General features: G+C 72.9%; 13 protein-coding genes. 6 read left to right on the top strand and 7 right to left on the bottom strand.

What is annotated here, in order from left to right:
* Window positions 1–6 precede the first annotated feature (6 nt).
* Window positions 7–1,419 (bottom strand): HAMP domain-containing sensor histidine kinase, encoded by a 1,413-nt coding sequence (locus tag ACF1AG_RS07310; RefSeq protein ID WP_359605929.1) that lies wholly within the window; start codon window positions 1,417–1,419, stop codon window positions 7–9.
* 38 nt (window positions 1,420–1,457) lie between these two features.
* Complete coding sequence (locus tag ACF1AG_RS07305) at window positions 1,458–2,147, bottom strand: response regulator transcription factor (protein ID WP_359605903.1); 690 nt, start codon at window positions 2,145–2,147, stop codon at window positions 1,458–1,460.
* Between the two features lie 293 nt (window positions 2,148–2,440).
* Between ACF1AG_RS07305 and ACF1AG_RS07300 the strand changes: the two genes are divergently transcribed.
* The 4 genes from ACF1AG_RS07300 to ACF1AG_RS07285 all read left to right on the top strand — a co-directional run bounded on the left by ACF1AG_RS07300 (window position 2,441) and on the right by ACF1AG_RS07285 (window position 5,963).
* Window positions 2,441–3,574 (top strand): ABC transporter ATP-binding protein, encoded by a 1,134-nt coding sequence (locus ACF1AG_RS07300; protein WP_391809446.1) that lies wholly within the window; start codon window positions 2,441–2,443, stop codon window positions 3,572–3,574.
* Window positions 3,571–4,269 (top strand): ABC transporter permease, encoded by a 699-nt coding sequence (locus ACF1AG_RS07295; protein WP_391809445.1) that lies wholly within the window; start codon window positions 3,571–3,573, stop codon window positions 4,267–4,269. The genes ACF1AG_RS07300 and ACF1AG_RS07295 overlap by 4 nt, the downstream gene beginning before the upstream one ends.
* Entirely contained in the window at window positions 4,266–4,931 is a 666-nt protein-coding gene (locus ACF1AG_RS07290) for an ABC transporter permease (RefSeq protein WP_387795434.1), read from the top strand. Before ACF1AG_RS07295 ends, ACF1AG_RS07290 begins: the two co-directional genes overlap by 4 nt.
* 75 nt (window positions 4,932–5,006) lie before the next feature.
* Window positions 5,007–5,963 (top strand): ABC transporter substrate-binding protein, encoded by a 957-nt coding sequence (locus ACF1AG_RS07285; RefSeq protein ID WP_359605911.1) that lies wholly within the window; start codon window positions 5,007–5,009, stop codon window positions 5,961–5,963.
* A gap of 46 nt (window positions 5,964–6,009) precedes the next feature.
* Here ACF1AG_RS07285 and ACF1AG_RS07280 read toward each other — a convergent pair whose 3' ends face one another.
* From ACF1AG_RS07280 to ACF1AG_RS07260, 5 genes are read right to left on the bottom strand one after another with little or no spacing between them, the layout of a single operon-like run.
* Window positions 6,010–6,609, bottom strand: a complete 600-nt coding sequence (locus ACF1AG_RS07280; protein ID WP_359605913.1) for an ATP/GTP-binding protein — start codon at window positions 6,607–6,609, stop codon at window positions 6,010–6,012.
* Window positions 6,596–6,949 carry a DUF742 domain-containing protein gene (locus ACF1AG_RS07275; RefSeq protein ID WP_359605915.1) on the bottom strand — a complete coding sequence of 118 codons (354 nt, stop codon included), beginning with the start codon at window positions 6,947–6,949 and terminating at the stop codon, window positions 6,596–6,598. Before ACF1AG_RS07275 ends, ACF1AG_RS07280 begins: the two co-directional genes overlap by 14 nt.
* 1 nt (window position 6,950) lies before the next feature.
* A complete protein-coding gene (locus tag ACF1AG_RS07270; protein ID WP_359605917.1) occupies window positions 6,951–7,382 on the bottom strand; it encodes a roadblock/LC7 domain-containing protein in 432 nt (143 codons plus the stop codon).
* A 22-nt stretch (window positions 7,383–7,404) separates the two neighbouring features.
* Entirely contained in the window at window positions 7,405–10,053 is a 2,649-nt protein-coding gene (locus ACF1AG_RS07265) for a nitrate- and nitrite sensing domain-containing protein (protein WP_391809444.1), read from the bottom strand.
* Window positions 10,054–10,101: 48 nt separating this feature from the next.
* On the bottom strand, window positions 10,102–11,106 hold the full coding sequence (locus ACF1AG_RS07260; protein WP_391809443.1) for a substrate-binding domain-containing protein: 1,005 nt from the start codon (window positions 11,104–11,106) through the stop codon (window positions 10,102–10,104).
* Between the two features lie 415 nt (window positions 11,107–11,521).
* Between ACF1AG_RS07260 and ACF1AG_RS07255 the strand changes: the two genes are divergently transcribed.
* Window positions 11,522–12,169 carry a ScbR family autoregulator-binding transcription factor gene (locus ACF1AG_RS07255; RefSeq protein WP_391809442.1) on the top strand — a complete coding sequence of 216 codons (648 nt, stop codon included), beginning with the start codon at window positions 11,522–11,524 and terminating at the stop codon, window positions 12,167–12,169.
* Window positions 12,170–12,209: 40 nt separating this feature from the next.
* Complete coding sequence (locus tag ACF1AG_RS07250) at window positions 12,210–13,388, top strand: damage-control phosphatase ARMT1 family protein (protein ID WP_391809441.1); 1,179 nt, start codon at window positions 12,210–12,212, stop codon at window positions 13,386–13,388.
* Window positions 13,389–13,393: the final 5 nt, after the last annotated feature.

Below are 13,393 nucleotides of genomic sequence, written 5' to 3'. Positions count from 1 at the left end.
GGCACGTCACACCTCCGTAAGACCCCGGTACGGCAGGCGGACGGTGAACACCGTCGCCCCCGGCCGGCTCGTCAGGCCGATGTCGCCGCCGTGGGCGCGGACCAGGGAGCGGGCGACCGCCAGACCGAGCCCGCTGCCGCCGCGGTCGCGGGTGCGGGCCTTGTCGACGCGGTAGAAGCGGTCGAAGACCCGGTCCCGGTGGTCCGCCGGTATGCCCGGGCCCGCGTCGGCGACCCGCACCAGGACCGTGCCGGCGGTGGCGTCGAGCTCGACGGACACCGCGGTGCCGGGCGGGGTGTGCACGGCCGCGTTGGCGAGCAGGTTGTCCAGCACCTGCCGTATCCGCTGCGGGTCGAGGCGCAGGACCGGCCGGCCGTCGGTGCGGGTGGTCACCGTGAGCGGATGGGTGGGGCGGCCCGCGCGGAACGCGTCCGCCGCCTGCTGCACCAGCTCCGTCAGGTCGGTGTCGGCCGTCCGCAGCGGCGCCTCCACCTCGGCCGCGTCCAGCCGGGCGAGCAGCAGCAGGTCGTCCAGCAGGACGCCCATCCGCGCCGCCTCGGCCCGCAGCCGCGCCAGGTGCTTCTCCCGCTCGGCGGGTTCGTTCGCGGCGGCGTACTGGAAGAGGTCCGCGTAGCCGCGCACCGACATCAGCGGGGTGCGCAGTTCGTGCGAGGCGTCCGCGACGAAGCGGCGCAGCCGCAGCTCCGCCTCCGCGCGGACCGCGAGGGAGTCGTCGATGTGTTCCAGCATCGTGTTGAACGCCGTGCGCAGCTCCGCCACTTCGCGTCCGCCGTCGCGTCCGTCCGCGCGCAGCGGCAGCCGGGCCGCCGCCTCGGTCAGGTCGTGCGAGGTGATGCCGTGCGCGGTGTGCGCCATGTCGCTCAGCGGCTTCAGCCCGCGCCGCAGCATCCGCCGCCCGAACACCACCAGCGCCGTCAGCGCCAGCGCGAACACCACCACCTGCACGGTGACCAGCCGTTCGACGGTCTTCTCCACGTCCTCCACCGGGGCCGCGCTCACCAGCACCACCCCCGGCTCCACCTCGCAGCCCCGCAGCCGGTAGGTGCCCTCCCCGTCGATCCTCGCGGTGCGCATCAGCTCGGTGTCGGAGTGCGCCATCGCCCCCGCGAGTTCGGACAGCGGCCGGGTGTCGTCGGGCACGTCGGCCGGCCGGCGCAGCGAGACCGAGTCGCCGCTGACGTCGTACACCGCCGTGTACCAGCCGTAGTACGGCTTGCGCCGTACCGTGCCGTGCGCCGCCGCGTCCTTGGCCTGCACGGTCTGGATGAGCTTCAGCTGCTCGCCGAGCTGCTGCTCCAGGTAGTCCCGCATGTAGGCGGTGAGCGCCGTGCCGACGACCGCGAACACCGCGAGCGACAGCACCCCGAGGCCCAGCGCCAGGCGGGTGCCGAGCCGCATCCGCCGGTAGGTGTCCCGCAGCCGCCGGGCGGCGGCCCTCACTCGCCCGCCTGCCGGATCACGTACCCGAAGCCTCGCACGGTGCGGATCAGCGGCGCGCCGGTGGCGTCCAGCTTGCGCCGCAGCCGGCTGACCACCAGCTCCACCACGTTGGACCGGCCGCCGAAGCCGTACTCCCACACATGGTCGAGGATCTGCGCCTTCGTCAGCACGGTGGGGGAGCGGCGCATCAGGTAGCGCAGCACCTCGTACTCGGTCGGGGTGAGCGCCAGCAGATGCTCCCCGCGCCGCACCTCCCGGGTGTCCTCGTCCATCGTCAGATCGCCCACGCGCAGCACCGACCGGGGGAAGTCCGGGCCCGTGCTGCGCCGCAGCACCGTCCGCAGCCGCGCCATCAGCTCCTCGACCGCGAACGGCTTGACCAGGTAGTCGTCCCCGCCCCGGGTCAGTCCCGCCACCCGGTCGGCGACCCCGTCCCGCGCGGTGAGGAACACCACCGGCACCATCCGTCCGGAGCGGCGCAGCCCGTCCAGCACGCCGAACCCGTCGACGTCCGGCAGCATCACGTCGAGCACCACGATGTCCGGGCGGAACGCGTCCGCGCGGCGCAGCGCCTCCTCCCCGGTGTGGGCGGTGACCGCCTCCCACCCCTCGTACCGGGCGACCGTCGCCACCAGGTCGGCTATCGGAGGGTCGTCGTCCACCACGAGCAGTCGCACTCTGTCCACCCGCCCATACTGCGCCACCGCACCCCTCCCGCCCGGGGCCGCTGCACGACCGGGACCTGATCGACAGCGAACCGACAGGAAAGCGGAAGGCGTCCGGAATGCCGTCAGGTCGCGGCGGGTGGTTTGGCGCGCCGGGATCCGGGCAGGTGGCGGCGTGGCCCCCGGCCGCCCCGACGCCGGGGTCCCGTGAATCTTCCCGGGGCCTCGTCGGTGCCGACGTCTACACTCGACCGGCACACGGCGCGGGTGACCTCGGCCGACCATCTTCTGCCACCCGAAGGGCAAGCGGCGTCTTGATACGGATCGACTCAGTCACAAAGCGGTACCCGGACGGCACGGTGGCGGTCGACCGGCTGTCGCTGGAGATCCCCGACCGCTCGATCACCGTCCTCGTCGGCCCCTCGGGCTGCGGCAAGACGACCACCCTGCGCATGATCAACCGGATGGTCGAGCCCACCGAGGGCACGATCCTCCTCGACGGCGAGGACGTCCAGCGGCAGCCGGTCACGACCCTGCGCCGCTCCATGGGCTACGTCATCCAGAACGCGGGCCTCTTCCAGCACCGCACCATCGCCGACAACATCGCGACCGTGCCCCGCATGCTCGGCTGGGGCAAGCAGCGCGCCCGGGAGCGGGCGGCGGAGCTGATGGAGCGGGTGGGGCTCGACGCCTCCCTGGCCGGCCGGTACCCGTACCAGCTGTCCGGCGGCCAGCAGCAGCGCGTCGGGGTGGCGCGGGCGCTCGCCGCGGACCCGCCGGTGCTGCTGATGGACGAGCCGTTCTCGGCCGTCGACCCGGTGGTGCGCAAGGGCCTCCAGGACGAACTGCTGCGCCTGCAGGACGAACTGGGCAAGACCATCGTCTTCGTCACCCACGACATCGACGAGGCCATCAAGCTCGGCACCATGGTCGCCGTGCTGCGCGAGGGCGGCCGGCTCGCCCAGTACGCGCCGCCCGCCGAACTCCTGTCGAACCCCGCCGACGCCTTCGTCGAGGACTTCCTCGGCGCCGACCGCGGCATCCGCCGGCTGTCCTTCTTCACCTCGGACGCGCTGGAGCTGACCACCGACGCGGTCGTCCCGGCCGACGCGCCCGCCGAACGCCTCGCCGCCGCCGACGCGCCGTACCTGCTGGTGACCGACGCCGACGGCCGCCCGCTCGGCTGGCGGGAGCGGGGGAGCGCCGGCGACCGGCTGCTGTCGTACGGGCGTCCGTTCCGGCCCGGCAGGGACTCGCTGCGGGTCGCGCTGGACTGCGCGGTCCTCTCGCCCACCGGCTGGGCCGTCGCCGTCGACGCGGACGGCAGGGTGACCGGCGTGGTCTCCCAGCAGACCATCGGTGAGGCCGTCCGCGCCGCGCACACGCGGGCTGCGCCGGACGCGGACGCGGACGCGGAGCGCGGCGAGGACGAGAAGGTCGCCGGATGAGCGGCTTCTTCGACATCCCCAGTGACCTCCAGCACAGCTGGGCCGGCCTGATCGGGGTGCATCTGCGCGAGGCGCTGCTGCCGGTGGCCGCGGGCCTGCTGCTCGCCCTGCCGCTGGCGCTGCTGTGCAACCGGTTCCGCTGGCTGTACCCGCCCGTGCTCGGCGTGACGACCGTGCTCTACGCGGTGCCGTCCCTGGCGTTCTTCGTCGTACTCATCGACTACACGGGCCAGACCGAGCTGACCGTGATGATCCCGCTGGCCCTCTACAGCCTGGTGGTGCTGGTGCCGGCGGTCGCCGACGGCGTGCGCTCGGTGCCGGACGAGACCCTCTCCGCCGCCACCGCGATGGGCTTCGGTCCCGTACGGCGGTATCTCCAGGTGCAGTTGCCGATCGCCGCGCCCGCGATCGTCGCGGGCCTGCGGGTCGCCACCGCGTCCAGCATCTCCCTGGTGAGCGTCGGCGCCCTGATCGGCAACCAGGGCGCCCTCGGCAATCTGATGGCCGCCGCGCAGAAGTACGACCGGCCCGAACTCGCGGCGAACGCCGTGCTGACGACGGCGGTCCTGGCGGTCCTGTGCGACGCCGCGCTGGTCGCCCTGCGCCGTGCGCTGACCCCGTGGATGCCCCGCTCCGGACGGGAACGGACCGCCGCCTCGAGCGAGGAAATCCTCACGAAGGGCGCCGCCCGGTGAACGTCCTCAACTTCGTCCAGGCGTTCTTCAGCGACAGCGCGCACTGGCACGGCTACGACGGCATCCCGTCCCGCTTCCTGGAGCACGTCCAGTACACCCTGCTGGCCCTCGCGGTCGCCGCGGCGATCGGTCTGCCCGTCGGACTGCTGACCGGGCACACCGGACGCGGCGGCAACGCGATCGCGGTCGTCGCCAACGCCGCCCGCGCCCTGCCCAGTTTCGGCCTGCTGGTGCTCTCCGTGCTGCTCATCGGCTTCGGCCTGCTGCCGGTGATGATCCCGCTGGTCGTGCTCGCCGTGCCGCCCATCCTGGTGACCACGTACGAGGCGATCCGCACCGTGGATCCCGCCCCCGTCGACGCGGCCCGCGGGATGGGCATGCCCGAGCCCGGGATCCTGTTCCGGGTCGAGGTGCCGGTGGCGCTCCCGCTGATCCTCAGCGGCCTGCGGTCCGCCGCCGTCCAGATCGTGTCCACGGCCACGATCGCCGCCTACGTCAGCCTCGGCGGGCTGGGCCGGTACGTGATCGACGGTCTCTTCCAGCGGAACTACGAGAAGGTCGTCGGCGGGGCGACGCTGGTGGCGGTGCTCGCGCTGATCACGCTCGCGCTGTTCTGGGCCGTGGAGCGGTTCGCGGTGTCGCCCGGAGTGCGCCGCCGCTGACATTCGATCAGTTGTACGACAAATGTGACCCTGACGTTCTTGACCGGGCGTGAGACGGCTGGATTGGATCGGTGAATGACTTCTACGGCGAAGAGCAGCAGATCGAGGACGAGGCACCACGGGGCGGCGGCGGTCGCGCTCGCCGCCGCGGCGGCGCTGCTCACCGGATGTTCCTCCGGGGACACCTCCGACAACCCGCTGGACGGTGACAAGGCCGAGGCGGGCACGGTCGTCGTCGGCTCGAACAACTTCGCCGAGTCCACCCTGCTCGCCGACATCTACGGCGAGGCGTTGCGCGCCAAGGGCCTCAAGGTCTCCTACAAGCACAACATCGGAAGCCGTGAGACCACCTACGGCCTGATGAAGAACGGCTCGGTGACGGTTCTTCCGGAGTACAACGGCTCCCTCCTCGCCTACCTCGACGACAAGGCCGAGCAGACCTCCGCCGACGCGGTCAACGAGGCCGTCAAGGCGAAGCTGGACAAGCAGCTCACCCTGCTGGAGTCCTCGCCCGCCGAGGACAAGGACTCGGTCGCCCTCAACGCGGCGACGGCGAAGAAGTACGGCCTCACCGCCGAGTCCACGCTCGCCGACCTGAAGGAAGCCGCGCCCGAGCTGGTGATCGGCGGCTCGCCCGAGTTCCAGACCCGGCAGCAGGGCCTCAAGGGCCTCGAGGCGGTCTACGGGCTGAAGTTCAAGTCCTTCAAGGCGCTGGACGCGGGCGGCCCCCTGACCCAGGCGGCCCTCGCGCAGAACGAGGTCCAGGCGGCGGACGTGTTCACCACGGACCCGACCATCGTCAAGGAGAAGTTCGTCGTCCTGAAGGACCCGGAGAACCTCTTCGGGTACGCCAACGTCACCCCGCTGGTGCGCAAGGACGGGCTGCCGCAGGAGGGCGTCGAGGCGCTGAACGCGGTCTCCGCGAAGCTGGACACCGAGACGCTGCTCGACCTGGACGCCGAGGTGCAGCTGGAGAAGAAGGACCCGCTGGACGTCGCCAAGGCCTGGCTGAAGTCCGCCGGTCTCCTCTGAGGCCCGTCACGGGGTGCGGCGGATCGGTCCGCCGCACCCCGCGGGCTCATCCGGCGGCGGCCGCCGCCTGCGCGATCAGCAGGTCGATCAGCGCGATCAGCACGTCCCGCGAGGACTCCCGCTCCCGCGCGTCGCACAGCAGCACCGGCACCTCCGCCGGCAGCGCCAGCGCCTCCCGTATGTCCTCCACCGGGTAAGGGTGCTCGCCGTGGAAGCCGTTGACGGCCACCACGAACGGGATGCCCCGCCGCTCGAAGAAGTCGATCGCGGCGAAACTCGACTTCGGCCGCCGCACGTCGACCAGGACCACCGCGCCCAGCGCGCCGTGGGCCAGGTCGTTCCACATGAACCAGAACCGCTGCTGCCCCGGCGTGCCGAACAGGTACAGCACCAGGTCGTCGGACACGGTGATCCGGCCGAAGTCCATGGCCACCGTGGTGACACGTTTCTCCTCGACGCCGTCCAGGTCGTCGACGTCCAGGCCCGCCATGGTCAGCGGCTCCTCGGTGCGCAGCGGCCTGATCTCGCTGACCGAGCCGACCATGGTCGTCTTGCCCACGCCGAAACCGCCGGCGATCAGGATCTTGACCGTGTCGGGCGCGCCGCCGTCGGCGGACGCCCGGGCGTCGGTGTCAGAGCCGGCCAAGGCCTTCCCTCACTTTCTGCAGCAGGTCCGGATCCGGGGTGGTGACGGGACGCGGGGGACGGACGGTGATCCGGCCCGCCTCCAGCAGGTCGCAGAGCATGATGACGACCACGCTCACCGGCAGGTCGAGCCGCGCGGCCAGCTCGGCGACCGCCATCGGACGGGCGCACAGCCGAAGGATCCGCATGTGCTCGGGCTGGGGCCGGGCGGCCGTCTCGGGCTGCGGGTCGGCCGTCGTCACCGTCGTGATGAGCGTGAAGTCGGCGCGGCTCGGCCGGGTGCGGCCCCCGGTCAGGGTGAACGGCCGTACCAGCCGGCCCGAAGGGTCGCTCCCGCCCACCTCACACGCCTGGGTCTTCGGCGGGGCCGCTGGCGTCCCGCGGGGCCGCGCTGAGGTGCTCGCCGATCTTCTTCACCAGCATGTTCATCTGGTACGCGACCACGCCGACGTCCGCCTTCGGGCCGGTCAGCACCACCAGATGGGCGCCGGGTCCCGCCGAGGTGAGGATCAGGTAGCTGTGCGCCATCTCGATGAGCGCCTGGCGCACCGGGCCGCCGCGGAAGTCCATGCTGACGCCCTTGCTCAGGCTCATCAGACCGGACGCCGTCGCGGCCAGACGCTCGGCGTCGTCGCGCAGGAAGCCGGTGGACTTGGAGACCACCAGGCCGTCCTCGGAGAGCACCACGGCCTGGTTCACGTCGGCGACCCGTTCCACGAGTCCGGTCAGCAGCTGGTCCAGCTGGGTGTGGGTGGCGGGCAGGGGGCGTGTCATGGCGGTGTTCCTTCGTCGGCGGTCAGCGGTCAGCGGTCGGGGTCGGGTGCCCGGAGGCGGGCGCGGGCACGCGGGGCGGCCCGTCCTCGGGCACGTCGCCGACGGCGTCCCGCGCCCGGAACGTGCCCTGCTGGAAGCAGGCCAGGGAGGAGGCGGCGTGCTCGGCGGTGAACTCGTCGTCGCACGGCTCCTCGGCGGAGGGGTCATCGAGCAGCTCGGCGGCGAGGCTGGTCTGCGGCACGCGCCGGGGGAGCGGGGCGAGGCCGCCCTTGCGGGCGACGCCGCTGCCGTTCGGTTCGGGCGCGGCGGGCCTGTGCGGGGTGCCGGCGCCGCGCGGCGGGGTCGCGGAGGCGGTCCGTGGCGCCGCGGTGTCTCCGTCCGCGGGCGCGGCTGCCGCCCGTGCCGAGCCGGAAACGCCCCGCGGGGGACGGGAGCCGGCTCGCGCGGCTGCGGGACCGGCCTCCGCGCGACCCACGTCGTTCCCGCCGGCCCCGGACCCGTCCGTGGCGTCGTCCCGGTCCGTGAGGGCGTCCTCCGCGCCGGACCGTTCCGCCGCCTCTGTGGCGCCCGCAGCGCCGGAGCCGTCCGGCGCCGGCCCGGCGGCGTCCGCGGCGGTCTTGCGCGCGGCGCCCGAGCGGTCCCGGGCCGGGAGGGGACGCAGGGGGGACGAGGCGTCCTGCGGGGAGGCGTTCTCGACCGGGGCGTCCTCGGCCGCGGACGACCCGCGCGTCGCGTCCGACGGCTCGTCGGTCACGACGACCACCTCGTGCGGGACGAGCACGATCGCCGTCGTCCCGCCGTACGGCGACGGACGCAGGGTGACCGTGATGCCGTGGCGGTGCGCGAGCTGGGAGATCACGAACATGCCGAGCCGCAGGTCGTCGGCGAGGGCCACCACGTCGAACTGCGGGGGCTCGGCCAGGTGGGCGTTGAGGGAGGCGTAGTCCTCCTCGGACATGCCGAGCCCCCGGTCCTCGACCTCGACGGCGAGGCCCTTGGCGACCATCGACGTCCGCACCGTGACGGGGCTCGGCGCGGGCGAGTACGCCGTCGCGTTGTCGATCAGCTCGGCGAGCAGATGGATCACGTCGGCCACCGCGGGCGGAGCGAGCGACACCTCCTCGTCGGCGAACACCTCCACCCGCTGGTACTCGGCGACCTCGCCCACCGCGCTGCGCAGGATGTCGATCAGCGCGACCGGCTCGCTCCAGGTGCGGCCGGGGCGCTCCCCGCTGACGATGACCAGGTTCTCCTCGTACCGGCGCAACTGGCTGGCGGCGGAGTCGAGTTCGTACAGGCCCTTGAGGACCTCGGGGTCGGTGTGCCGGCGTTCCAGCGCGTCGAGCTTGCTGAGCTGGAGATTGACCAGGTTCTGGCTCTGCCGCGCGATGCCCAGGATGATCTTCTGGAAGCCGCGCCGGGTGTCGGCGAGTTCGACGGCGGTGTGCACGGCGGTGCGCTGCGCGGTGTTGAACGCCTGTGCCACCTGGCCGAGTTCGTCGTGACCGTAGTCGAGGGGCGTGGTCGCCGACTCGGGGTCGACCTTCTCGCCGCGCTCCAGCCGGGCCACCACGTCCGGCAGCCGCTCCTGGGCCAGGCCGAGGGTGGCCAGCCGCAGACCGCGCAGCCGGCGGGACAGCGAGCGGGTGATGCGCCAGGACAGGGTCACGCACAGCAGCAGCGCGAGCAGCCCCGCCGCGCTCAGCGAGGCGGCCGTCACCAGCAGGCTCCGCGCCTCGTCGGCGCTGCGGGTGAGCAGCGCGTCGGTCTGCTGCCGGATCATGGCGTCGTACCGCGGGGCGACCTTGTCCATGGCGTCGGCCCACCGGTCGCGCAGATCCGGCAGTTCGACCTCCTGGGCCTTCCCCTCGGCCGGGGTGGCCAGCACCTGGTCCTCCACCGCCTCCAGCGCGCGCCACTGAGGGCTCGACAGGATCCGCTCGGTCTCCGTCTTCAGGTCGCCGGTGAGCGCCGGCATGATCTGGTCGGCGACCAGCCAGCGCCGGGTGTGCACCAGCTCGGCGAACTCCTGCCGGTGCTCGGCCTCCAGACGCCCGGACGGCCAGGCGAGGGTGAGCACCGCGTCCTCCCGGGACACCAGTTCCGCCGCGTGCGCCAGCGCCACCAGCGGCTGCGCCTGGGAGGTGAGGTCGCCGTCGTCGACCTGGGACAGCTCCTGGAAGGCGTGGATCTGGTCGTCGATGACCGACGTGTACTGCTCCAGTGCCTCCTCGGCGGTGATGTCGCGCGGGTCGTCGATCTGGCCGCGGTAGTACTCCAGGCTGCCCACCGAGCCGAGCACCGAGTACAGCCGGTCCGAGATGCGCGCCGGCGCCTGGGCGATCGCGTCGGCCTGCCCCATGAGCCGTGCCACGGACCGGTCGGTGGCGCGCCGCTGGGTGACCAGCGCGGAGCGTGAACCGTCCGGCCCGGCCAGCCAGTCGGCGGTGAGCGCCCGCTCCCGCTGGAGGTCGAGCGCGGCGTGCGTGCCCATCGCGCCGGTGGACCGGCTCAGCTGGGTCTGCGACCGCAGCTCCAGACCCTCGGAGAACATGCGGATCGTGGTCAGGCCCCACAGTGCGGCGAGGGTGACGCAGGGCACCAGGGCGAGCAGGATCAGCGAGAGGCGTATGGAGCCGAGACGGCGCCGGGCACCTGTCCGTCGAGACATCGTGGTCCTAGAGCTGTCGGGTGGTGGGAACGGTACGCACGGCGGCCGTCAGCGGGTTCCGGCGGCGGCGAACCCGGCGACCGAGTCCGCGTTCGTCTTCGTGACGAACGCCGGCCCGGTGAGGACGGGCGCGGCCCCGCCGCCGCTGACGTTGCCGTTGGTCCGGTACAGCCACAGGGCGTCCACGGCGAGGTAGCCCTGGAGGTAGGGCTGCTGGTCGACGGCGAAGCGGACGTTGCCGCCGCGCACGGCGTCCACCAGGTCCTCGTTCAGGTCGAAGGTGGCCACCTCCGCCCCGCTGTCCGCCTCGGCCGCCGCGTCCACGGCCAGGAGCGCGAAGTCGGCGCCGTTGGTGACGACCTGGTCGATGGAGGGGTCCTGGCGCAGCTTGGCCGTGAGGATGCCGGAGACGGCCCGCTCGTCGGTGCCGTCCACGTACAGGTTCTCGCTCGTGCCGCGGAACGTCTTCTTCACGCCGGCGCAGCGGGCCTCGAGACCGACGTTGCCCCGCTCGTGCACCAGGCACAGCGTGTGCTCGGCCTTCAGCTGGTTCAGCTTCTCGCCGACCGCGCGGCCCGCCAGGCTCTCGTCCTGGCCGAAGAACGTCAGCAGTCCGGCCTTCTGCCAGGCGTCCACACCGGAGTTGAGGCCGACCACGGGGATGTCCGCGGCCCGCGCCTCGTTGACGGGGCCCTTCATGGCCTGCGGCTTGGCCAGGGTGAGCGCGATGCCGTCGACACCGTCGCGGACGGCCCGGCGCACCAGGTCGGCCTGTCCGGCCCCGTCCGGGTCGCTCAGGTAGGTCAGTTCGATGCCGTCCTTGGCGGCGGCGGACTCGGCGCCCTTGCGTACCCGGTCCCAGAACTCGTCGCCCTCGCTGCCGTGGGTGACCAGCGCGACCCGCAGGTCCCCGGAGCCGCTCACGGCGCCCGCGCCGTCCTCCCCCTCGTCCGCGCCGGAGGAGGAGCAGCCCGCCACCAGCAGACCGATCGCGGCCGCCAGGACCGCGGTCCGGCGTCGGGTGAGGCGGCGGGACGGGGGACGAGTGTTCATGAGGAGCGTGGACCTCGCTGTGCCGGCAGAGCTAAGTGCGGTGGAGGGACACCGGCGGATCCGGGCCACCGCGAGGTGGGGCCGTCCGGGTGACTCTCGCTGGCCGGAGCCAACCGCGTGGAACCACTGGTCGTCAAGTGAACAGCCACGCGAAGTGAGGTGCCGCTGCCGCATTGTGATGAACCGTGAGAGCCTAAGAAGCGGAAGTGCAGGCTCCGTACAGTGTGAGGGAGGGGCGCGCACAGGGATACCCCGCGTGCTGTTTCACCTCGCGGCGTACGCCCTGTATGCCGGTTGTGTTCAACTGAGCCCGCCCACCGGAGTGATGAACGTCAGCGCAGGGTGAGTTATCGTGTACAGGGCGTTAGAAACAAACGGCATGAACCGTCGCTTTCCGGCTACAGGAGTGCAGTCGATGGCAAGGCAGGTGCGCGCCGAGAAGACCCGCGCGACGATCATCACGGCCGCGGCCGACCTGTTCGACCGGCAGGGCTACGAAGCGACCAGTCTCAGCGACATCGTCGAGCACGCCCGCGTCACAAAAGGGGCACTGTACTTCCACTTCGCCGCCAAGGAGGACCTCGCCCACGCCATCCTGGAACTCCAGTCCGCGACCTGCCACCGGCTCGCCCGCGACACCGGCGCCCGCGGCCGCACCTCGCTGGAGGCGCTGATGCGCCTCACCTTCTGCATGGCCCGGATGTCCGCCGAGGACCCCGTGCTGCGGGCCGGGCTGCGGCTGGCCACCGGCGTCACCCGGCCGCGCCCGCCGCTCTGCCACCCCTTCACCGAGTGGCTCGACATCGTCTCGGCCCGGCTGGCCGCCGCCGTCGAGGAGGCCGACGTCCACCCGGACGCCGACATCGACGTCGTCGCCCACTCCCTGGTCTGCTTCTTCGTCGGCACGCGGGTCGTCGGCCGCGCCCGCGAACCCGCCACCCGCCAGCCCCGCCGCACCGCCGAGATGTGGCAGCTCCTCATCCGCGGCCTGGTCCCCGTCACCCGCCGCGCCCGCTACCTGTCCCTCGCCGCCCGGCTGGAAAGCGAGCCCGCCCCGCTGTGACGCCCGGCGCGCGGCCGCCCGGCGGGTTACGGTGAGCCGCATGCCCGACATCCCCGCCGCCCCCGTGATCGTCGCCGACGAGCCCGGCACCTTTCCGTACGGCGTGCTGGCCGAGCGTCACCCCGCGATCCTCCGCCAGGTCGCCGAGGACACCCCCTACGGCCCGGAGCAGCGCCGCGCGCTCGACGCCCTGCTGGTGAACTGCACCGAGGGCGCCGTCACGCCCCTGCCCGCCGGCGCCCACGACCGCGACCGCTGGGCGGCCTGGGGCATGGACGACCACGCGGGCCGCTCCTGGCACGACGTGCCCTGGCTGTGGTCCGAGAGCTGGTTCTACCGCCAACTGCTCGAGGCCGTCGGCTACTTCGAACCCGGACCCTGGCAGGGCGTCGACCCCTTCCGTCCCGCCAAGCTCGCCGAGCTCGACGCGCCCGCCACGGACGAGGAACTCGCCGCGCTCGACGCCCTCGACGACCGCCCCGAGGACGAACGCGCCCGCGCCCTGCTGCACGGCTCTCTCTGGGGAAACCGCGCCGACCTGGGCTTCCGCATGTCCGCCGAGGGCGCCGAGGAGACCGCCGCCGTCCCCGCCCTGGTCGCCGACGACAGCGAGCGCCTGTGGTCCCTGCTCGACGGCTCCCCGGCCGGCACCCTCTGCCTGGTCGCCGACAACGCCGGCCGCGAACTCGTCCCCGACCTGCTGCTGATCGCGCACCTGCTCGCCCACGGGCGTATCACCCGCGCCGTTCTGCACGTCAAGCCGCACCCGTACTACGTCTCCGACGCCACCACCGCCGACGTCCTCGACGCCGTACGCCGCCTCACCGCCGCCAAGGGCGCGGCCGGGGCGTACGGACGCCGCCTGCGCGCCGCCCTCACCGACGGCCGGCTCGAACTGCGCGCCCACCCGTTCTCCTGCGCGCCCCTGCCCTACGCCGACATGCCGGACGACCTGCGCGCCGACTTCGCGGAGGCCGCCCTCACCGTCTTCAAGGGCGACCTCAACTACCGCCGTCTCGTGGGCGACCGGTACTGGCCCCCGACCACGCCGTTCGCCGACGTCACCGCTCAGCTCCCGGGCGCGGTCGCCGCCCTGCGCACCCTCAAGTCCGACGTGATCACCGGACTCGCCCCGGACACGGAGGCGGCACTGGACGCGGAGGAGGGCGGGCGCTGGCGCACGAGCGGCACCCACGCGCTGATCCAGGTACGGACCTGAGCTCT

It is taken from the genome of Streptomyces sp. NPDC014764, assembly GCF_043082785.1.
Lineage (GTDB): Bacteria > Actinomycetota > Actinomycetes > Streptomycetales > Streptomycetaceae > Streptomyces > Streptomyces althioticus.
Note: the sequence above shows the minus strand (reverse complement) of the source record. Positions and strands in the feature narration are given on the sequence as shown.